12 protein-coding genes are annotated in these 21,328 nt (G+C 72.9%); 9 read left to right on the plus strand and 3 right to left on the minus strand.

Features of this window, described 5'->3' with window-relative positions; all coding sequences use genetic code 11:
- The first annotated feature begins 8 nt into the window (after positions 1 to 8).
- The 5 genes from JN535_RS21070 (at position 9) to JN535_RS19870 (ending at position 13,080) form a co-directional block, all read left to right on the plus strand.
- Entirely contained in the window at positions 9 to 4,946 is a 4,938-nt protein-coding gene (locus JN535_RS21070; protein WP_240201514.1) for a family 43 glycosylhydrolase, read from the plus strand.
- A gap of 170 nt (positions 4,947 to 5,116) precedes the next feature.
- Positions 5,117 to 7,693 (plus strand): immunoglobulin-like domain-containing protein, encoded by a 2,577-nt coding sequence (locus tag JN535_RS19855; RefSeq protein ID WP_205207531.1) that lies wholly within the window; start codon positions 5,117 to 5,119, stop codon positions 7,691 to 7,693.
- 212 nt (positions 7,694 to 7,905) lie between these two features.
- Positions 7,906 to 10,155: a glycoside hydrolase family 127 protein gene (locus JN535_RS19860; RefSeq protein WP_205207532.1), complete on the plus strand. Its 2,250-nt coding sequence runs from the start codon at positions 7,906 to 7,908 to the stop codon at positions 10,153 to 10,155.
- On the plus strand, positions 10,152 to 12,173 hold the full coding sequence (locus JN535_RS19865; RefSeq protein WP_205207533.1) for an Ig-like domain-containing protein: 2,022 nt from the start codon (positions 10,152 to 10,154) through the stop codon (positions 12,171 to 12,173). Before JN535_RS19860 ends, JN535_RS19865 begins: the two co-directional genes overlap by 4 nt.
- Before the next feature lie 274 nt (positions 12,174 to 12,447).
- Positions 12,448 to 13,080: a hypothetical protein gene (locus JN535_RS19870; RefSeq protein WP_205207534.1), complete on the plus strand. Its 633-nt coding sequence runs from the start codon at positions 12,448 to 12,450 to the stop codon at positions 13,078 to 13,080.
- Positions 13,081 to 13,130: 50 nt separating this feature from the next.
- Here the strand turns inward: JN535_RS19870 and JN535_RS19875 are convergent, their stop codons facing one another.
- Positions 13,131 to 14,444 (minus strand): MFS transporter, encoded by a 1,314-nt coding sequence (locus tag JN535_RS19875; protein WP_205207535.1) that lies wholly within the window; start codon positions 14,442 to 14,444, stop codon positions 13,131 to 13,133.
- Between the two features lie 78 nt (positions 14,445 to 14,522).
- On the opposite strand from JN535_RS19875, the gene JN535_RS19880 reads away from it, so the two are divergent.
- Positions 14,523 to 15,098, plus strand: coding sequence for an ArsR/SmtB family transcription factor (locus JN535_RS19880; protein WP_205207536.1), 576 nt, complete (start codon positions 14,523 to 14,525; stop codon positions 15,096 to 15,098).
- Positions 15,099 to 15,124: 26 nt separating this feature from the next.
- Here JN535_RS19880 and JN535_RS19885 read toward each other — a convergent pair whose 3' ends face one another.
- Together JN535_RS19885 and JN535_RS19890 are read right to left on the minus strand one after the other, a co-directional pair.
- On the minus strand, positions 15,125 to 15,829 hold the full coding sequence (locus JN535_RS19885; RefSeq protein WP_205207542.1) for a potassium channel family protein: 705 nt from the start codon (positions 15,827 to 15,829) through the stop codon (positions 15,125 to 15,127).
- A 144-nt stretch (positions 15,830 to 15,973) separates the two neighbouring features.
- A complete protein-coding gene (locus JN535_RS19890; RefSeq protein ID WP_205207537.1) occupies positions 15,974 to 17,350 on the minus strand; it encodes a TrkH family potassium uptake protein in 1,377 nt (458 codons plus the stop codon).
- Between the two features lie 165 nt (positions 17,351 to 17,515).
- Between JN535_RS19890 and JN535_RS19895 the strand changes: the two genes are divergently transcribed.
- From JN535_RS19895 to JN535_RS19905, 3 genes are all read left to right on the plus strand, one after another.
- The gene (locus JN535_RS19895) at positions 17,516 to 18,745 is read left to right on the plus strand and encodes an acetoin utilization protein AcuC (RefSeq protein WP_205207538.1); all 1,230 of its coding nucleotides are present in this window, start codon (positions 17,516 to 17,518) and stop codon (positions 18,743 to 18,745) included.
- Between the two features lie 353 nt (positions 18,746 to 19,098).
- The gene (locus tag JN535_RS19900; protein WP_205207539.1) at positions 19,099 to 20,481 is read left to right on the plus strand and encodes a threonine/serine exporter family protein; all 1,383 of its coding nucleotides are present in this window, start codon (positions 19,099 to 19,101) and stop codon (positions 20,479 to 20,481) included.
- Positions 20,482 to 20,846: 365 nt separating this feature from the next.
- On the plus strand, positions 20,847 to 20,945 hold the full coding sequence (locus JN535_RS19905; protein WP_003792170.1) for a 30S ribosomal protein bS22: 99 nt from the start codon (positions 20,847 to 20,849) through the stop codon (positions 20,943 to 20,945).
- The last annotated feature ends 383 nt before the right edge of the window (positions 20,946 to 21,328 follow it).

Consider the following 21,328-nt stretch of genomic DNA (forward strand, 5'->3'; position numbering starts at 1 on the left):
AGTCACCGATGACCTCACGCCACGAACCACCCCCGACGCCCGCGGAGCCCCGCGCCCGACGCCGGCGCCGCTCGCTCGCCGCGCTGCTCGGCCTCGCGCTGGTCGCACCGCTCGCGCCCGTGGGCGCGGCGGCCGCCGGCCCGCTGCCCACGGCGCCCGCTCCGGTCCCGACGGCGGCCGAGCCGACCGCGGACGGGCTCCGGCTGTGGCTCCCGCTCGACGAGACCGAGGGCACGGTCGCGCACGACGCGTCCGGCCACGGCCTCGACGCCACGCTCGTCGGCACGGGCGGCGGGTGGCGCGAGGGCCAGGGACTGACCTTCGGCGGGTCCAACCACGTCGACCTCCCGGACGACCTCCTGGCCGGCTACGACGCCGTCACGGTGAGCGCCGACGTGTGGGTCGACGCGTCGTTGAGCGGCAACTACTTCTTCTACACCCTCGGCAACCCGGCGGTCGGGAGCCCGCAGTCGGGGAACGGATACCTCTTCTCGACGGGCAACGCGAGCTACCGCGCGACGATCTCCGACCTCGCGTGGGGCCGCGAGCAGAACACCGTCAAGACTCCCGCGGCCGCGCTGCAGCGCGGCGTGTGGAAGACCGTCACGTACACGCTCGGCGGCGGCACCGCGCGGCTGTACGAGGACGGCGCGCAGGTCGGGCAGAACACCGCGGTGACGATCACGCCCGGCGCGATCGGCGGCGGCACGACGACCGCGAACGCGCTCGGCAAGTCGGCCTACGCCGCCGACAACCTCTTCAAGGGCCGCATGAAGGACTTCCGGCTCTACGACCGTGCGCTCACCGCGCAGGAGGTCGCCGACCTCGCGTCCGCCGCAGCACAGGACGCGGTCGCGGCCGACGCGGCCGCGCTCGACCTGGGAGACACGAGCGCCGTCGTCACGGATCTCGCGCTGCCCGCGAAGGGCGTCGGCGGCTCCGCCGTCGCGTGGACGAGCTCGGACGAGGGCGTCGTCTCGGCGAGCGGCGCGGTCACGCGCCCCGCGGGCGACGAGCCCGCGACGGCGACGCTCACCGCCACGGTGACGCTCCGCGGCGCGACCGAGACGCGCACGTTCGACGTCACGGTCCTGCCGGGAGACGGTGACCAGGCGAAGGCCGACGCCGCGGCCGCCGCGCTCGAGGTGACGAACCTCGACGACGTGCGCGGCAACCTCACCCTGCCCACGACGGGCCTGCACGGCGCGGGCGTCGCGTGGGCGTCGTCGTCGGGCACGATCACCCCGACGGGCGAGGTGACCCGCCCCGCGCACGGCGAGGACGCCGAGACCGTGACGCTCACGGCGACGGTGACGGTCGGCGCCGCCACCGCCACGCGCGAGCTCGAGGCGCACGTGCCCCCGCTGCCCGAGCAGGAGGACCTCGCGGGCTACCTGTTCTCCTACTTCGTGGGCGAGGGCACCGCCACGGGCGAGCAGGTCTACTTCGGGCTCAGCCAGGGCAACGACCCGCTGAAGTACCAGAACCTCAACGACAACAAGCCGGTCCTCACGTCGGAGCTGGGGGAGAAGGGCCTGCGGGACCCGTTCATCATCCGGTCGCCCGAGGGCGACAAGTTCTACCAGATCGCGACCGACCTCAAGATCTACGGCAACGGGGACTGGGACGCGTCCCAGCGCACGGGCTCCAAGTCGATCATGGTGTGGGAGTCCACGGACCTCGTGAACTGGACCGACCAGCGCCTCGTCCAGGTCTCGCCCGACACCGCGGGCAACACGTGGGCGCCCGAGGCGTACTACGACGAGACCATCGGCGCGTACGTCGTGTTCTGGGCGTCCAAGCTCTACGCCGAGGACGACCCCGACCACACGGGCAACACGTACAACCGCATGATGTACGCCACGACCCGAGACTTCGTGACCTTCAGCGAGGCGCAGGTGTGGGTCGACCCGGGCTACTCGGTGATCGACTCGACCGTGACGCAGCACGACGGCCAGTACTACCGGTTCACCAAGGACGAGCGGAACAACACGTCGTCCACGCCGTGCTCCAAGTTCATCCTCGCGGAGAAGGCGACCGAGCTGCGCTCGACGGACTACGAGTTCATCACCGACTGCATCGGCAAGGCGAACTCGCTCGGCGGCGGGATCAACCAGGGCGAGGGGCCGACGATCTTCAAGTCGAACACCGAGGAGAAGTGGTACCTCTTCATCGACGAGTTCGGAGGCCGCGGCTACGTGCCGTTCGAGTCGACCTCGCTCGACGCGGCCGAGTGGACCATGTCGACCGACTACGAGATGCCGTCGCGCCCGCGGCACGGCACGGTGCTCCCGGTGACGCAGGCAGAGTACGACCGTCTGCTCAAGACCTACCAGCCCGACGCGTTCGTCGAGTCCGTCGACGACGTCGCCGTGACCGTCCAGACCGGCTCCGCGCCGGTGCTCCCGGCGACCGTGACGGCACGCTTCGCCGACGGGTCCACGGGCTCGGTGGACGTCACGTGGGACGCGGTCGACCCGGCGTCGTACGCGCAGGCCGGCTCGTTCGAGGTCCTGGGCACCGTCGGCGGCGGCGTGAGCGTCCGGGCCCGCGCGGTCGTCACCGTGACCGACGACGTCGTGCCCGTCGAGGGCCTGAGCGTCACCCCCGAGTCGCTCGAGGTGGGCGTCGGCGGCACGCGGCAGCTCACCGCGACCGTCACGCCGGCCAACGCGACGGCGCGCGCGATCACGTGGGCGTCGGACGACGCGGACGTCGCCACGGTCTCGGCCGACGGCCTCGTCACGGGCGTCGGGGAGGGCCACGCGCTGGTCACGGCGACCACGGCCGACGGGTCGCACACCGCGTACGTCGCCGTCGAGGTGACCACGGAGATCCCGGGCCTCGTCGTGCGGTACGCGCTCGACGAGACGAGCGGCACGTCGGCGGCGAACACCGCGCCCGGGTCGTCGTTCGGCCCGGCGACGCTCGCCAACGGCGCGTCGTTCTCCGGGACGGGCGAGGGCGTGACCCTCGACGGGACGGACGACTACGTCGACCTGCCGGACCACCTGCTCGCGGGCCTGACCGACGTCACGGTCGCGCTCGACGTCAAGGTCGCCACGGACCAGGCGACGCCGTACTTCATCTACGGCCTGGGCAACACGAGCGGCACCGCTGGCGACGGGTACCTGTTCACGACGGGCGACGCGTACCGCACGTCGATCGCGACGGGGAACTGGACCACCGAGCAGACCGTCACCAAGAACGCGAACCTCCAGCGCGGGGTGTGGAAGCACCTCACGTACACGCTGTCCGGGACGACGGCCGTGCTCTACGAGGACGGCGTCGAGGTGGGCCGCCAGACCGGCGTCACGATCGACCCGAAGGACATCGGGAACGGCTCGACGCTCGCCAACTACATCGGCCGCTCGCTGTACTCGGGCGACCGCTACCTCAAGGGCTCGGTGCGGGACTTCCGGGTCTACGACCGCGCGCTGACCGCCGACGAGGCCTACCAGGTCGGCGCCGACCACACGGCCGTCACGGGCGCCGAGCTCGACGCGCTCAAGGTCCCGGCGATCGTCGACGGGGCGAGCTCGACCGTGACGCTCGCGGTCGAGCCGGGCACCGACGTCTCCGCGCTCGCGCCGGTCCTCACGGTGTCGCCGCGCGCGACGGTGGCACCCGAGAACGGCTCGGTGCAGGACTTCACGCAGCCCGTGGAGTACACCGTCACGGGACCGGACGGGTCGTCGCGCACGTGGACGGTCCAGGCGAAGGTCATGGGCAGCCCCGTGCTCCCCGGGACGTACGCCGACCCGAACATCGCGCAGTTCGGCGACACGTTCTACCTCTACGCCACCACCGACGGCACCCCGGGGTGGGGCGGCAAGGACTTCTACGTCTGGAAGTCGACCGACCTCGTGACGTGGGAGCGCTCGGAGCAGCCGTTCCTCACGCTCGACGGCGCGAACGGGAACGTCCCGTGGGCGACGGGCAACGCGTGGGCGCCCACGATCATCGAGCGGGACGGGAAGTACTGGTTCTACTTCTCCGGCCACAACCCGACGTACGACCGCAAGACGATCGGCGTCGCGGTGGCCGACAGCCCCGAGGGGCCGTTCACCGCGCAGCCGACGGCGATGATCACGAACGGCGAGGCGGTCACGTCCGGCCAGGCCATCGACCCGGCCGCGTTCCGCGACCCGGAGACCGGGAAGTACTGGCTCCTGTGGGGCAACGGCGGGCCGTCGAACGGCCCGGTCATGGCCGAGCTGGGCGACGACATGACGTCGATCAAGCAGGACACGCTGCGGCGGATCCCCGGCCTGACCGACTTCCGTGAGGGCCTGTTCCTCAACTACCGGGACGGCGTCTACCACCTCACGTACTCGATCGACGACACGGGCTCGGAGAACTACCGCGTCGGCTACGCGACGTCGGACAGCATCGAGGGCCCGTGGACGTACCGCGGCGTGATCCTCGAGAAGGACGCCTCGCAGGGCATCCTCGGGACCGGGCACAGCTCGATCCTCAACGTCGAGGGCACGGACGACTGGTACATCGCGTACCACCGGTTCGCGATCCCGGGCGGCAACGGGACGAACCGCGAGACGACGATCGACCGTCTGACGTTCGGCGACGACGGCCTCATCCAGAAGGTCGTGCCGACGCTCGAGAGCGTGGACCCGGTCGAGGTGTCGCCGGCCCCGGCGGTCGAGCTGACGGTCGAGGCCACGCCGCGGTGCCTCGCGGGCAAGGTCTACGTCGCGGTGCGGGCGACGAACGCGGGCGACGTGCCCGCCGACGTCACCCTCACGACCCCCTACGGCACGAAGACGTTCACGGCCGTGGCCCCGGGAGCCAACGCCTACCAGTCGTTCGCGACGCGGGCGACGTCGGTCCCCGCGGGCACGGTCACCGTCACCGGCACGGCCGTGCTCGACGGCGCCCCGGCCACGACGCCCTACGACGTCGCCTACGACGCCCACACCTGCGGCTGACCCCGCGCGTCGCCGAGGTAGTACCGCAGTCCGCCGAAGTAGTACCGGGGTTCGCCGAGGTAGTACCGGGGTCATCACCCCGGTACTACCTCGGCGGACCAGGGTTCTACCTCGGCGGACCAGGGTTCTACCTCGCGAGCACGACCTGCATCTCGACGAGGAGAGGACACATGGAACTGACACACCGAGCACGCTCGGCGCTCGCCGCCGGGCTCGTGGGGGCGCTCGCCGCCACGACGCTCGCCGCCGCCGTCGCGGCCCCCGCCGCGGCAGACGTCGGCGGGCCCACCGACGACGGGCTCGTCGCGTGGTACCCGCTCGACGCCGCGAGCACGACCGGCGGCACGACGGCGAACCGCGCCGAGGGCTCGTCCTTCGGCCCCGCGACCCTGGTGGGCGGCACGGCGACCGCCGACGGCACGACGCTCGACGGGACCGACGACTACGTCGACCTGCCCGACCACCTGCTCGCCGGGCTCACGGACGTCACCGTGAGCCTCGACGTGCTCGTGAGCGAGGACCAGGGCACGCCGTACTTCGTCTACGGGCTCGGGAACACGAGCGGCTCCAACGGCAACGGCTACCTGTTCACGACCGGCAACGCGTACCGCACGTCGATCGCCACCGGGAACTGGTCGACCGAGCAGACCGTGACCAAGGGATCCAACCTGCAGCGCGGCGTCTGGAAGACGCTCACGTACACGCTCACCGGCACGACCGCGACGCTCTACGAGGACGGCGTGCAGGTCGGGCAGGCCACGAACGTCACGACCGACCCCGGCCAGATCGGTGGCGGGCAGACGACCGCGAACTACGTCGGCCGTTCCTTGTACTCCGGCGACCGCTACCTCAAGGGCCAGGTACGCGATTTCCGCCTCTACGACCGTGCGCTCACCGCAGCGGAGGCGGGCGAGCTCGCCGCGGCCACCTCCACGGCGGCCGCCGACGCCGACCTCGCCGCGCTCGACCTCGGCGACACGAGCGCCGTCACCGCGGACCTCGCGCTGCCCACCACGGGCGCGCAGGGCTCGCTCGTCACGTGGACCTCGTCCGACGCGGGCGTCGTCAGCGCCGCGGGGAAGGTCACGCGGCCCGCTGCGGGCGAGGACGACGCGACCGTGACGCTCACCGCGCTCGTCACGCGCGGAGCGGTCGCGCGCACCGCGCAGTTCGACGTCACCGTCCTCGCGCACCTCGCGCCCGCCGAGGCGGTCGCGTGGGACGCGAGCCACGTCGTCGTGCCGCACCTCGACGACGTGCGCGGCAACCTCACGCTGCCCGCCGACGGCGCGAACGGCTCCGCCCTCACGTGGGAGAGCTCCGACCCCGCGGTCGTCTCGGCCACGGGAGAGGTGACGCGGCCCGCCCACGGCGAGCCGGCCGCCGTCGTGCGGCTCACCGTGACCGCGACCAAGGACGGCGCGACCGCGACGCACACCTACGACGCGACCGTCCGGCCGCTGCCCGCGGAGGCCGACTACGAGGGCTACTTCTTCCCGTACTTCGAGGGAGAGAGCACCCCGGACGGCGAGTCGGTCTACTTCAGCGCGAGCAACGGCAACGACCCGCTCGACTGGGTGGAGCTCAACGACGGCGAGCCCGTGCTCACCTCGACTCTCGGCGAGAAAGGCCTGCGCGACCCGTTCATCATCCGGTCCCCGGAGGGCGACCGGTTCTTCCTCCTCGCGACGGACCTGCGCATCTACGGCGGCAACGACTTCGGCAACGCGCAGGAGCGCGGGTCGCGTGCCCTGATGATCTGGGAGTCGACCGACCTCGTGCACTGGTCGGAGCAGCGCATGGTCACCGTCTCGAGCGCGTACGCGGGCAACACCTGGGCGCCCGAGGCGTTCTGGGACGCGCAGCGCGGCGAGTACATCGTCTACTGGGCCTCGGCGCTCTACCCCACGACGTCGACCGACGGGCGCCGCATCGCCGACTCCTACCAGCGCATGATGTACGCCACGACGCGCGACTTCGTGACGTTCTCCGAGCCGCAGGTGTGGATCGACGAGAAGCGCGGCAACGGCCTCGGGATGATCGACTCGTCGATCGTCGAGCACGACGGCACGTACTACCGCTTCACCAAGGACGAGGCGTACATGATCCCGCGCCTCGAGAAGTCGACGGACCTGCGCTCGACCGACTGGGAGCTCGTCGCCGAGAAGATCGGCTACGGCCAGCCCAACCCGTGGGGCGGCACGCTCACCGCGGGCGAGGGGCCGACCGTCTTCAAGTCGAACACCGAGGAGAAGTGGTACCTCTTCGTCGACCAGCCGAGCTACCACGGCGGGCAGGGCTACCTGCCGCTCGAGTCCACCGACCTCGACTCGGGCGTGTGGACGTCCGTCGACGCCCACCTCCCGAGCAGCCCGCGGCACGGCACGGTCCTGCCGATCACGGCCGCCGAGCACGCCGCGCTCCTCGCGGCGTACGGCGAGCAGCCGCCTGCGCCCGAGCTCGACCTCGCGGTCGAGGCGACGTCGCGCTGCCTCGCGGGCAAGGCGTACGTCGCCGTCCGCGCGACGAACGGCGAGGACGTCCCCGTCACCGTCACGCTCACGACGCCGTACGGCGAGAAGACCGTCGCCGACGTGGCGCCCGGCAAGAACGCTTACCAGTCCTTCGCGGCCCGGGCGACGGCGGTCCCGGCCGGGACCGTCACGGTGACCGGCGTCGCGACCCTCGACGGGAAGGAGGTGACGACCACGCGCGAGGCGCAGGTCGACGCGCTCGACTGCGCCTGAGACCCGCGAGGTCGCACCCCGCCGAGGGAGAGGCCAGGTACCGCGAGGTAGAGGCGTGGTCACGACCACGCCTCTCCCTCGACGGACCAGAGCTCTACCTCGGCGACGTGGCGGCCGGGCGGAACAAGCACGAGCGTCGGACGCGGGGCTTCCCTCCTTGCCGCCGACGACGCTTCCACCACTCGACGACGAGTGAGAAGGAGCGACAGCTCATGCACGTGCACGACACCAGCTATTCGCGACGGGCCGTCCTGCGGCTCGGGGCGCTGGCCGCCGGGGCGACCGGCGCCGTCGCGCTCGCGGGCGGCGGCAGCGCGCTCGCCGCGCCGCCGGTCCCGGCGCTGACGGTCCCGAGCGGACCGCCCGTCAGCCGGGCCTTCCTGCGGTCCCTCGACCGCTCGGTCACCCTCGACGGCTGGGCCGCCGAGCCGTTCCCCATGTCCGACGTGACGCTCGCCCCGAGCGTCGCGACGCGCTCGCAGGACCAGATCCTCCACCTCGCGCGCGAGTACCCCGTGGACCGCATCCTCGCGGTGTTCCGGCGCAACGCCGGGCTCGACACCAAGGGCGCGTCCGCGCCCGGCGGCTGGGAGGGCTTCGGCCACGCGAACGAGCAGCCCTGGGGCCCGGACGACTACCCGGGCCGTGCCAACACCCAGACCGCCAACCTCCTGCGCGGGCACTACGGCGGGCACTTCCTGTCCATGGTGTCCCTCGCGTACGCGAGCACGGGCGAGACGGTGTTCCGCGACAAGGTGGACCAGATCGTCGAAGGGCTCGGCGAGGTCCAGACGGCGCTCGCGGCCATGGGTCGGTTCAGCCACCCCGGGTTCCTCGCCGCCTACGGCGAGTGGCAGTTCAGCCAGCTCGAGAAGTACGCGCCGTACGGCGAGATCTGGGCGCCGTACTACACGTGCCACAAGATCATGGCCGGTCTGCTCGAGGCCTACCGCCTCGCGGGCAACGACCAGGCGCTCGAGATCGCGTCGTCGATGGCCGCGTGGGTGCACAGCCGGCTCTCGGTGCTGCCGCAGGCCCAGCTCGACCGCATGTGGGGCATCTACATCGCGGGCGAGTACGGCGGCATGAACGAGGTGCTCGCCGACATCGCGTCGATCACGGGCGACGACACGTACGTCGCCACCGCGAAGCTGTTCGACCTCAACACGCTCGTCGACGCGAGCGCGGCGGGCACCGACACGCTCAACGGCAAGCACGCGAACCAGCACATCCCGCAGTTCCCCGGCTACCTCAAGGTCTACGACCTCACGGGCGAGGAGCGGTACCTCAAGGCGGTCGAGGGCTTCTGGGGCATGGTCGTGCCCGGGCGCACGTACGCGCACGGCGGGCACGGCGAGGGCGAGCTGTTCGGACCGCCGAGCACGGTCGCCGGCGACATCGGTGCGCGCAACGCCGAGACGTGCGGCACGTACAACATGCTCAAGCTCTCGCGGCTGCTGTACTTCCACTCGCTCGACCCGAAGTACATGGAGTACTACGAGCGCGGGCTGCTCAACCACATCGTCGGCTCGAAGAAGAACACGCAGTCCACGACGAGCCCCGACGTCACGTACATGTACGGCGTCAACCCGGGCACGCGCCGCGAGTACGGCAACACCGGCACGTGCTGCGGCGGCACCGGGCTCGAGAACCACGTGAAGTACCGCGACTCGGTCTACTTCCGGTCCGTCGACGGCGAGGTGCTGTACGTCAACCTCTACCTCGCCTCCACCCTGACGTGGGAGGAGAAGGGCTTCGAAGTCGTCCAGGAGACGCAGTACCCGAAGGTCGGCGCGACCCGCCTGACGGTGAACGGCTCCGGGCAGCTGGACCTGCGCCTGCGCGTGCCCGGCTGGGTGCGCAAGGGGTTCGTGGTGACGGTCAACGGGGTGGAGCAGGAGCTCGACGCCGTGCCGGGGACGTACGTGAGCGTGTCGCGCTCGTGGTCGCCCGGCGACGTCGTCGAGGTGACGATGCCGCTGAGCATCCGCGCCGTGCCGACGATCGACAACCCCGCGATCCAGAGCATCGAGCACGGGCCGACCGTCCTGCTCGCGCGCAGCGCGTCGCGTGAGTACCTCAAGCTGTCGCTCTACGCTCACATGGGCCTCGACGGCACGCTCGAGGGCGCGTTCACCGACCTCGGGAACGGGTACTTCCGCCTCGGGGACCTGACGTTCGAGCCCGCGTGGTCGGGCGACGACACGCAGTACCACATGTACGTCGAGCGTTCGGAGCCGCGCGTGGTCTTCGCGGGGCTCGACAGCGGCGTCGCCAACGCCGCGCGGCCGAACGGGACGACGTTCCTGGACGTCGTGTGGGGCGACGGCGGCTTCGCCGACCGCGCCGCGTTCCTCCAGAAGGTCCGGCGCACGGTCGAGCAGTTCACCGCGGAGGGCCTGCTGAGCCGCCGCGACGGTCAGAAGGTCCTGGTCACGGCGGGGAAGGCGAGGCTGGCATGAGCGCGCGCACCACCACACCGCGGGGTGCGGGCTCGACCGTGCTCCTCCCGCTCGGGGACCAGCCGCCGGCGCCGCGGGCCCGACGGCGCGTGGTCGCCACGACCACCGCGCTCGCCCTGGCCCTCACGGGCGCGGGCGTCGGGGCGTGGGCCGCGGTCGGCGGTCCGGGCGCCGAGGGGCTGACCGCGGCGGCCGAGGAGGCGCCGTCGAACGTCGCGCTGCTCGGCACGCCGGAGGCGAGCTACACCGCGTCGTGGAACAAGGTCGAGGCGGTGAACGACGGCGCCGGCGTGAGCACCGGGGGAGCGCACGACGCGACCTGGGCGACGTGGAGCGGGGACCGCCCCGCGACGCAGTGGCTCGAGTACTCCTGGCCGGCGCCGGTCACCGTGGACCGTTCCGTCGTCCGGTTCTGGTCGGACGGTACCGACGCGAACGGCGACAACGTGCGCGTCCCGGCGTCGTGGAAGCTCCAGTACTGGGACGCGGACGCCGGCGCGTTCGTCGACGTCCCGAACCCGAGCGGCTACCCGACCGAGCGCCTCGAGACCAACGAGACGACGTTCGACGCCGTCACCACGACGCGCCTGCGCGCGACGTTCGACGCGCTGCGGGGGACCACGGCGACGACGTACTCGGCCGTCGGGGTCTCCGAGTGGGAGGTCTGGGGCACGGGCGGCGTGGAGGAGCCCGAGCCGGTCGACCCGAACGGGCCGATCGACTACTCGCCCGTCCACATCCCCACGGACGTCGGCGTCCTGCCCGACCTCCCGGCCGAGATCGACGCGATCTTCACCGACGGCCGGGTCGAGTCGGTCGCGGTCGACTGGGAGGACGTCGCGGCCGAGGACGTCGCCGCGGCGGGCGCGTTCGAGGTCAGCGGGACGTCGGACGAGCTCGTCGAGCCGGTGCGCGGCACGGTGCACGTGCGCGACGGCGAGCCGGGTGCGATCACGGCGGTCGACAACGTGAGCGTCGTGACGCTCGCGGGCACCGCCCCGGCGCTCCCGGCGACCGTCACGGCCGAGTACGAGGACGCGTCGAAGGACAGCCGCATCCCCGTGACGTGGGACGCCGTCGACCCGGCGGACTACGCCGAGCCCGACGGGCTGTTCTTCGTGGACGGCGACGTCGAGGGGACGGACGTGCCGGCCGAGGCCGTCGTGTTCGTCGTCGCTCCGGACACGGGTGAGGACACGACGCCGCCGACCGTGACCGTCACGGCGCAGCCCGGCCCGGCGACGTCGGGCTGGTACGTCCAGCACCCGACCGTCACGGTCGTGGCCTCCGACAACCGCGACCCCGCCCCGGTGGTCGAGGTCTCGGTCGACGGCGGCGCGTGGGCTCCCTACGACGGTCCGTTCGCGGTCGACGACGACGGCGTGCGCACCGTCGAGGTCCGCGCGACGGACGCCGCGGGCAACGTCGGCACGGGCTCGCGCGAGCTGCGCGTCGACACCGTGGCGCCGGTGACGGTCGCGACGCTGCGCGAGGTCGGCAGCAGCGTCGAGATCACGCTCGCGGCGACGGACGCGGGCTCGGGCGTGGACAAGGTGCAGTGGGAGGGCCCCGGAACGTTCTGGGGCACCTACACCGAGCCGTTCACGCGCGCGCTCACCGACGAGCCGCAGGTCATCGAGTTCGCCGCGACCGACGCGGCCGGCAACGAGGAGGCGCGTCAGCAGGTGGTGCTGCCCGCGCTGGGTGGCGAGCCGGAGCTGGACCTCGCGGTCGAGGTGTCGCCCCGGTGCCTCGCGGGCAGGGCGTACGTCGCCGTGCGCGTCACGAACGGCGAGGACGTCCCGGTGTCGGTGTCGCTCTCGACGCCGTACGGCGAGAGGACGTTCGCCGACGTGGCGCCCGGCAAGAACGCCTACCAGTCGTTCGCGACGCGCCAGACGTCGGCCCCGGCCGGCACCGCGACCGTCACGGGGACCGCCACGGTCGACGGCCCCGACGGACCCCAGGAGGTGACCGCCACGGTCGACGCGCCGTTCGACGCGCTCGACTGCGGCTGACGCCGAGGTAGAGCCCCGGCACCGCGAGGCGACCACAGACCCCCGGGCGGTGTGCCGGCACCGCCCGGGTCCGGTTCGGCCCCCGTCGCTCCTCGGAGCGGCGGGGGCCGAACCGCGTTCTGCGGGGTGGGCCGGATCCCGCGGGTGAACAACCTGGACGGCTGTTCAGTTCACGCGTCCAAGATGGCAAGATGTTCGCGGCTGGACGATCGTCCAGCCGGGTTCGGGGGGGCCCTGCGACGCCCACCCCGGGCCGGACGAAGAGGTTCATCGCGTGACGACCACCCGCAGGCTGCTCGCCGCCCTCGCGATCTCCGGCTCCCTCCTCGTCCCCGCCGGAGCGGCCTCGGCCGCCGCCCTCGCCGTCGCGTCCCCGGACCCGGCCGACGGCGTCCGCGTGAGCGTCGAGATCACCGAGCGCGAGGTGCCCGCGGGCCCGCGCGTGGTCGTCGTGGGCGAGGGCCCGTTCGTCGTCGGCGGCGAGATCGTGGTCCGCGGGACCGGCCTCGCGCCGCACACCACCTACGAGGTCTGGCTCGAGAGCGAGCCCGTGCTGCTCGGCACGGTCACCACGGACGCCGACGGCGCGTTCGAGCTCGTGACGCGGATCCCGGCCGGGACGGCGCCCGGCGAGCACCACCTGCGTCTCGTCCCACGGGGCGGTGGTGACGCCGTGCTGTCCGAGCCGTTCGTCGTCCTCGCGGCACCGGGCGAGCCCGAGGAGCCCGGCGGTACGCCGTCCACCGGCACGGGTGGGACGACGGGCGGCGGGACCTCCGCGTCGCCGCGTCCGGGCGGCCTCGCCACCACCGGCACGGGGCTCGTCGGGGCCGCGGCGCTCGCGGGCCTGGCGGTCGCCGCCGGTGCCGTGCTGCGCCGCCGGGCGCACGGGGACCGGCCCGCCTGACCGTCGCCGGGGAGGACGGTCCGCGCGACCGGGCGGGGACGGCGCGCGACTCAGTCCTGGACTGCGGGGTCCCCCGTGGGCCCGGCCGTCCGGTCCCCGGCGCCGGCACGCTCGTCGGCGGCACGCTCGGCCGCGTCCATCGCGCGGTCGTCCACGACGAGCATGCCCACGAGCGTCGCGGCGGACACGGCCGCCATGACGACGAACACGCTCCGCAGCCCGAACGCCTCGCCGAGCAGACCGCCGACCGCCGCGCCGAGCGGCATCGTCCCCCACGCGACCAGCCGGTAGCAGGAGTTGAGGCGGCCGAGCAGCGCGTCGGGCGTGATCCGCTGCCGGAGCGAGACGGTGACCACGTTCCACACGGCGATCCCCGCACCGCCCACGGCGTAGACGGCGCCGATCACCCACGCGCTCGTCGTCACCGCGGGGACGCCCACCAGCGCGACCGTGCTGAGCACGGTCAGCGCGAGCGAGCGCGCCCGGCCGGCGAGCGCGACGACGCGCTCCGCGACGAAGGAGCCGGCGAACGCGCCGACGGCGGTCGTCGTGAGCAGCACGCCGTACGCGGGCTCGGACAGTCCCAGCGAGGAGTCGGGACCGACCGCGTAGAGCACGAAGATCGCGAACGCGGCGTTGCTCGCGAAGTTGATGCCGCCGACCATGAGGGCGAGCGTGCGCAGGATCCGGTCGTGCCACAGGAAGCGCAGGCCCTCCGCGACGTCGGCCCGCAGCGTCGTGCGGGTCGTGCGCTCGGGACGGTACGAGCCCGGCAGGCCGACGAGGAGCCCGACGGCCAGCGCCCACAGCGCGCCCGGCAGGCCGAACGCCACGGCCGCGCCCGCCGCGACGAGCAGCCCGCCGAGCGGAGGCCCGACGAACTGGTTGGCGGTGAGCTCCGCCGCGTACAGGCGCCCGTTCGCCCGGGGGAGCGCGGTGCGCGGGACGACCTGCGGCAGGATCGACTGCGCCGCGGTGTCGTACAGCGTCTCCGTGACACCGACGCCGAACGCGACGACGTAGAGCACGGCGATGCTCCCGGCGTCCGGAACGAGCGCGACGACGGCGAGCGCGGCCACGAGCAGCGCACGCGCCGCGTTGGCGCCGACCATCGCGTGGCGGCGGTCGAGCCGGTCGGCGAGCGCCCCGGCGGGCAGCGCGAGGAGGAGCCAGGGGAGGGTGAGGGCGAACGTCAGCCCGGCGACGAGCGCGGGGGAGTCGGTGTACCGGACCGCGACGAGCGGCAGCGCGACCTTGAGCACGCCGTCCGCGAGGTTGGACACCGCGGACGCCGTCCAGAGACGCCGGAACGGCGCTCCCAGGGCCGTGCCGGCCGGGCGTCGTCGGCGGGGTCTGGAGGCCATGACGCCCAGCATGGCACAGCGATCGAGAAATCCCAATCGATCGGTGTATCTCGATCGCTCGAACGTACGATGGGTGCCATGAGCGCCGGGCCCACGTCCCAGGACCCCGCACCCCGCCGGGGCGCGACGCCGTCGGGGGTGCCCGGACGCCGCCCGCCCACGGCGCTCGAGGCCAAGGCTCTCGCCCACCCGCTGCGCCAGCGCATCGTGCGGCAGTGCGGCACGCGCGAGATGACCAACAAGGAGCTCGCCGACCACCTCGGCGTCGCCCCCGGCACCGCCCTCCACCACGTCCGGCTCCTCGTCCGGGCGGGCCTGCTCGAGCCCGCCGACGTGCGCACCGGCGCCGGGGGCGCGCTCGAACGCCCGTACCGCGCGACGGGGGCGACCTGGTGGCTCGACGACCCCCTGCGCGGCACCGCGCCCGACGTCCGGTTCGGCCCGGTCGCCGCCGCGCTCGACGACGCCCTCGCCGCCGGTCCCGACGCCGTCACGACGTCGGCCGCCTTCCGCCTCCACCTCTCGGACGACGACCTCGCGGAGCTCGACCGGCGCATCCTCGCCGTCCTCGACGAGTACGTGGCGACCGACGACCAGCGCCGCGACCGTCCCCTCCACCGCGGGCTGTTCCTCCTGCACCGCCCGCCGGACTGACCGTCCTGACCGTCCGGTCGGTCCCGTCAGGGGCGGGCGGCGAAGCGCTCCAGGAGGTCGGCGTGACCCGAGACGATGAGGAGGTCGTTGGCGCTGATGCGGGTCTCGGGGGTCGCGTAGAGGAAGTCCTCGCCGGGAGACTTCACGCCGATGACGGTGACGCCGTAGCGCTCGCGGACCTTGGACTGCGCGAGCGTGAAGCCCTGGACCTCGCGGGGCGGGCGCATCTTGACGATGGTGAACCCGTCCTCGACCTCGATGTAGTCGAGGAGCTTGCCGGAGACGAGGTGCGCGACGCGCGAGCCGGCGTCGGCCTCGGGGAAGACGACGTGGTGCGCGCCGATGCGCTGGAGGATGCGCCCGTGCTCGGCCGAGATGGCCTTGGCCCAGATCTGCGGCGTGCCCATGTCCACGAGGTTGCCCGTGATGAGGACGCTCGCCTCGAGCGACGTGCCCACGCCGACGACGGCGACGGGGAAGTCGCGTGCGCCGAGCTGTTCCAGGGCGACCGGGTTGGAGGCGTCGGCCTCGACGAGGGGGAGCTGGCCGCTCCACTGGGCGACGAGCTCGGGGTCGCGCTCGACGGCGAGCACGTCCTGGCCGAGGCGGTCGAGCGTCGCGGCGATGGCCGTCCCGAAGCGACCGAGACCGATGACGAGGACGCCCGCGTCCTTGCGCGGCGCCTTCGCCTCGTCGCGGCGCGCGCGCTCGGCGCGGCCACGCTCGACGATGCGCTGCGCCACCGGGTCCGCGGGCAGGGCGTCCTTCCCGTCGGCGGCGCGGGTGAAGGGGTCGGTCACGGTGGGGCCTTTCGTCGGTCCGGAGAGTCGGTGCGGGGGGTGCCCGACGGCGTGCGCGCCGCCGAGCCGGGTCGCTCACCCGATGATGGGGCGCTCCTCGGGGTAGCGCACGATGCGGCGGCGGTCGCGCAGCGCGAGCGCGGCGGCGAACGTCATGGTGCCCGTGCGGCCCACGAACATGAGCGCGACGAGCACGTACTTGCCCGCGTCGGGCAGGTCGGGCGTGATGCCGGTGCTGAGGCCCACCGTCGCGAACGCCGAGATCGTCTCGAAGAGGATGACGTCGAGCGTCTCGCCGGTGATCTCGAGCAGCAGCAGGCTCGCCAGCAGGACCGCGGTCGCACCGACGAAGGAGACGGCGACGGCGAGCCGCAGCGTGTCGCGCGGAATGCGGCGCCCGAACGCGTCCATGTCCCGGTCGCCGCGCGCCTCGGAGACGATCGCGATGAGCATGACGGCGAGCGTCGTGACCTTGATGCCGCCCGCGGTCGACGCGGAGCCGCCGCCGACGAACATGAGGGCGTCGGTGATGAGCCAGCTCGCCTCGTGCATGCCGCCGGTGTCCACGGTGGAGAAGCCGCCCGAGCGAGGCATGACGCCGGCGAAGAACGACGCGAGGAGCTTCTCGCCGAGGTCGAGCGGCCCGAGGGTGCGCTGGTTGGTCCACTCGAAGGCGGCGAAGAGGACGGTGCCCACGACGACGAGCACCGCGCTCGTGGTGAGCGTGAGCTTGGTGTGCAGGCTCCACTTCGCGACGCGCTTGCGGTTGCGCATGACGTTGAGGATCACGGGGAAGCCGAGGGAGCCGATGAACACGCCGAGGATGATCGGCAGGCACAGCATCCAGTCGCCCACGTAGGGTGCGAGCCCTTGCTCGGTGGGGATGAAGCCGGCGTTGTTGAACGCCGAGATGCCGTAGAAGATCCCGTGCCAGGCGGCCTCCCCGAACGTCTCCTCCAGGACGATGAAGCGGGGCAGGAGGAGCAGCGCGATGAGCAGCTCGAGCGACGTCGACGTGATGATGACGACCCGCACGAGCGAGCCGACCTCGCCGAGCCGCGTCGTCTTGGTCTCGGACGCCGTGAGGAGCTTCTGCGTGAGGCCGATGCGCCGCGACACGGCCATGCCGAGGATCGACGCGAGCGTCATCACGCCGAGGCCGCCGATCTTGATGCCGAGCAGGATGACGACCTGCCCGTACGTCGACCAGTACGTCCCGGTCGGGACGACGACGAGGCCCGTCACGCACACCGCGGACGTCGCGGTGAACAGCGCGTCGACGAACGGGGCCGCGCGTCCGCTCGCCGTCGCCCACGGCGCCATGAGCAGGGCGGTGAAGACGGCGATGACCGCGGCGAAGACCGTGACGGCGAGGCGTGCGGGCGACTGCCGGGCGAGGCGGTCGACGATCTCCCGCCCCCGGAACAGGCGCCCGGTCATGCTCGTCGGCATGGAGCCTCCCTCACCACTCGCGTCACTCTGCCACGGGCCCGGTGGCCCGTCATGTCGCCGCTCCGGCGCCGGGACATCATGCCCGCTCCCGCGCCCCGACGCCGCACCGGGGTCCGGGGACCGGCCACCGGGGCCGGTACGCGCCGTCGGGCGTTACGGTGAGCCATGCCCACGCCCGACCCCTCGTCGCCGCCCGCCCCGACCGGCGGGGGTGCCGCGGCGCCCGGCTCGTGCGTCGTGTGGAGCCCCGAGCTCCTCGGCTACGACTTCGGCCACGGCCACCCCATGGCCCCCGCCCGGCTCGACCTGACCATGGGCCTGGTGCGCGCGCTGGGCCTGCTCGACGGCGACGTGGCGCCGGCGGTCCTGCGACCCGAGCCCGCGAGCGACGACGTGCTGGAGCTCGTGCACGACGCCGAGTACGTCGCAGCCGTGCGCGCGGCGTCCGAGCACGGGACGCCGGACCCGGCCCGCGGGCTCGGCACCGAGGACGACCCCGTGTTCGCGGGGATGCACGAGGCCGCGGCCCGGATCGTCGCCGGCTCGTACGCGGCGGCCGGGGAGATCGCCGCGGGACGTGTCGCGCACGGCGTGAACGTCGCGGGGGGAATGCACCACGCGAAGGCGGGCGCGGCGTCGGGCTTCTGCGTCTACAACGACGCGGCGGTCGCGATCCGCCGCCTCCTCGACGACGGCGTCGCGCGCGTCGCGTACGTGGACCTCGACGCTCACCACGGCGACGGCGTGGAGGAGACGTTCTGGGACGACCCGCGCGTGCTCACGGTGTCCGTCCACCAGAGCGGGGCGACGCTCTTCCCGGGGACGGGTCACCCGACCGACGTCGGGGGCGCCGGGGCCGAGGGGACCGCGGTCAACGTCGCGCTCCCGCGCCGCACGGACGGCGCACGCTGGCTCCGCGCGGTCGACGCCGTCGTGCCGCCCGTGCTGCGCGCGTTCCGGCCCGAGGTCCTGGTCACCCAGCACGGGTGCGACGCGCACGGCGAGGACCCGCTGTCCGACCTGGACGTGTCCGTCGACGCGCAGCGCACCGCACTCACCTGGGTGCACGACCTCGCGCACGAGCTCGCCGACGGACGATGGCTCGCGCTCGGCGGCGGCGGGTACGCGATCGCGCGCGTCGTGCCGCTCGTGTGGTCGGCCGTCGTGGGGGAGGTCGTGCACCGGCCCGTGACCGCGGGCGAGCCCCTGCCGGCGGAGTGGCGTGCGCGCGTCGCCGAGGTCGCCGGTTTCGACGCCCCGCTCGCGTTCGGCCCGCCGGTCGACGTGCGGCGCTGGAGCAGCGGCTACGACCCGGACGACGACGTCGACCGCGCCGTCGCGGCCACGCGCCGCGCCGTCTTCCCGCTCCTGGGCCTCGACCCGCACTTCGACTGACGTCGGCTCGACGGCACGCAGCACGGTGGGCGCGCGGACGCGGAATCTCGCCCGAGCACCGGTCGCCGGGACCGAGAAATCACCCGCACGATCACCCGCTGTGCGGCACGGGCTTCGACGTGCTCCTGGGAGCGACCGTGGTAGCAAGAGGATCGAAGCCCGCGAAGCGCCGTCCGACTCCGGTCGAGGTTGGAGTGGTCACCGTGTTCCCTCTCGTCTCCTTGCCGTGCGCGCCGACCACCGTGGCCACGCCGGTGGTCTCGACGACGGCTGGATGAGCCCGTGAACGTCAACGGCCCGGACGGCGCCGCGTTCTCGTCGAGCGGTGCCGGTGGCGGAAGGCGCGCGATCCCGTGACCGACGCACCTCGGGAGGGCATCACGGATCGAGTCGTCGCGGCCCTGCGATCGCTGCGCGCGCTCGGCGACCGTCAGTCGACGCAGCGCGCTCTGAAGCCAGAGCCTGGCCTGCCGGGACTGCTCGGCGCGGTCGGCGCCGCCCTGCTCGCCTCCACGAGCGCGACCAACGACGTGCAGGACACGCTCAACGAGCTCGCGTCGCGATACGGCAAACCCGAGCTCCGTGTCTTCGTCCTCCCGACGCTCATCCTCATCGAGGACCCCACGACGACGCCGCCACAGACCGCGGTGTTCCCGGCGGAGGGCGAACCTCTGCGTCTCGACCAGGTCGGCGCGATCGACCACATCGTGCGACACGCGCTCGCGGAGCAGCCGCCCCCGGACGACGTCATCGCGCAGATCGCCGAGGTGACCGCCAAGAGCCCACGATTCGGCCCGTTCCTCACGGTGCTGGGGCACACGCTGTTGACCCTCGGCTTCGGGCTCGTCGTCAATCCCGCGCTCAGCGCTCTGCCGGTCTACGCCGTGCTGGGCGTCGTGGTCGGCACGATCGTGCTGTACGGGTCGCGGATCTCGACCCTCGCACTGATCCTCCCGGTCTTCACCGCGTTCACGGTCACGGTCCTCGTCGGTCTCGTCGCCCGACCGCTCGTCGACGACAACTCCCTACGCCTCGTCGCCCCATCACTGGTGTCCTTCCTGCCCGGGCTCACTCTGACGATCGCCGCCGTGGAGCTCACCTCGGGCCAGGTCATGGCGGGCGCAAGCCGACTGGTCTACGGGATCGCGCGGCTCGGCCTGCTCACCTTCGGAGTCTTCGCCGGCCTGTCGGTGATCGAGGGGACGGCGACGAGCAGCAGCGGGAGCCAGCTCGGAGCATGGGCCCCGTGGTGCGGACTCCTCCTCGTAGGCCTGGGCTACTACATGTTCGAGTCCGCCCCACGGGGGTCGCTCGTCTGGATCCTCTACGCCCTCGTGGTCGCGTACGCCGCCCAGTCCTTGGGCAACCTCCTGCTCGGGGCGGAGCTCTCCGGGCTCGTAGGCGCTCTGGTGGTCGTCCCCGCCGTCTATCTCGTCGCTCGGACCCCGGGTGCCCCACCACCCTCGATCATGCTCACGTCGGCATACTGGCTGCTCGTGCCCGGTTCCATGGGATTCATCGGGCTGACCGAGGCCGCGTCCGGAACGGCAGGTGCTGCTCACACGATCATGGCCACGCTGGGCTCGCTCCTCGCGATCGCCATCGGCATGCTCCTCGGAGGAGGGCTCAGCAAGGATGCGACCGCGGTGCTGAAGGCGTGGCAGCACCGGTCGAGCCGTCACGCGCCCCGCACCGCCCTCGCAGCGCGTGCGACCACTCCGAACGAGCACGAGTGAGAACGGACGCGGCAGAACCGACGGTTCGTCGGGCGTCACGCACGTCTGCGCCGAGCACCACCGCGCCGAGGCGTGCCAGGCCCGCCGTGCCTGCCACCCTGACGGGCCGACCACCCACCTGACGCCGGCGGACTCCGAGCTCGGCGGGCAGCCGATGCGCGACCCCGGGGAGCGGCCGTCGGCCCTCGCGAACGACGGCGTACCAGGGCACGAGCGCGAGCGGGTAGTCTAGGGGGCGGATTTCTCTCGTGTTGGTCGGCTCGCGGCGCCCTCGTGGTCGCCGGGCGCCCCGATCAACCGTGGACCACACGCGGCCGGTCGACCGGTCGCCGACCGACACGCCGTTCGAGCATTGCGAGGACCGTATGGGCTCCGTCATCAAGAAGCGCCGCAAGCGCATGGCCAAGAAGAAGCACCGCAAGCTGCTTCGCAAGACGCGTCACCAGCGTCGCAACAAGAAGTGACGTCGCGCGCGTCCTGACGCGCCGACCCGCCGTCGAGCCCGGCCCCTCCCGAGGGGACCGGGCTCGACGCGTCTCGGGCCCGCTCCACGTGGCCGCGAGGAAGAACCGCGCTTCGTGTCGGAGGCGCGTCGTCCCGCCGTGATCCGCCGACATAGAACCCTGGTCCGCCGACACAGAGCCCTGGTCCGCCGAGATAGAACCCTGGTCCACCGAAAACCCCGGTCCCCGAGAAAGAACCGTGGTCATGAGCGGAGAGCTCCGGTCGCCCGGGTGAGCAGGGACCAGGGTGGGACGACGCCGGGCGGGGTGGGTGGTGGTGCCGCGTCGTGGCGGGCCTGGCGGGAGCCGCGAGGAACGAGCGGCGGATGGTAGACGCGGCACCA

Origin of the sequence: Cellulosimicrobium cellulans (genome assembly GCF_016921195.1) — a bacterium.
Classification (GTDB): domain Bacteria; phylum Actinomycetota; class Actinomycetes; order Actinomycetales; family Cellulomonadaceae; genus Cellulosimicrobium; species Cellulosimicrobium cellulans_F.

Excerpts from the sequence above, each read along its gene's own strand:
- JN535_RS21070 (WP_240201514.1), top strand. The coding sequence starts at position 9 with ATGACCTCACGCCACGAACCACCCCCGACGCCCGCGGAGCCCCGCGCC.
- JN535_RS19855 (WP_205207531.1), top strand. The coding sequence starts at position 5,117 with ATGGAACTGACACACCGAGCACGCTCGGCGCTCGCCGCCGGGCTCGTG.
- JN535_RS19860 (WP_205207532.1), top strand. The coding sequence starts at position 7,906 with ATGCACGTGCACGACACCAGCTATTCGCGACGGGCCGTCCTGCGGCTC.
- JN535_RS19865 (WP_205207533.1), top strand. The coding sequence starts at position 10,152 with ATGAGCGCGCGCACCACCACACCGCGGGGTGCGGGCTCGACCGTGCTC.
- JN535_RS19875 (WP_205207535.1), bottom strand. The coding sequence starts at position 14,444 with ATGGCCTCCAGACCCCGCCGACGACGCCCGGCCGGCACGGCCCTGGGA.
- JN535_RS19880 (WP_205207536.1), top strand. The coding sequence starts at position 14,523 with ATGAGCGCCGGGCCCACGTCCCAGGACCCCGCACCCCGCCGGGGCGCG.
- JN535_RS19890 (WP_205207537.1), bottom strand. The coding sequence starts at position 17,350 with ATGCCGACGAGCATGACCGGGCGCCTGTTCCGGGGGCGGGAGATCGTC.
- JN535_RS19895 (WP_205207538.1), top strand. The coding sequence starts at position 17,516 with ATGCCCACGCCCGACCCCTCGTCGCCGCCCGCCCCGACCGGCGGGGGT.
- JN535_RS19905 (WP_003792170.1), top strand. The coding sequence starts at position 20,847 with ATGGGCTCCGTCATCAAGAAGCGCCGCAAGCGCATGGCCAAGAAGAAG.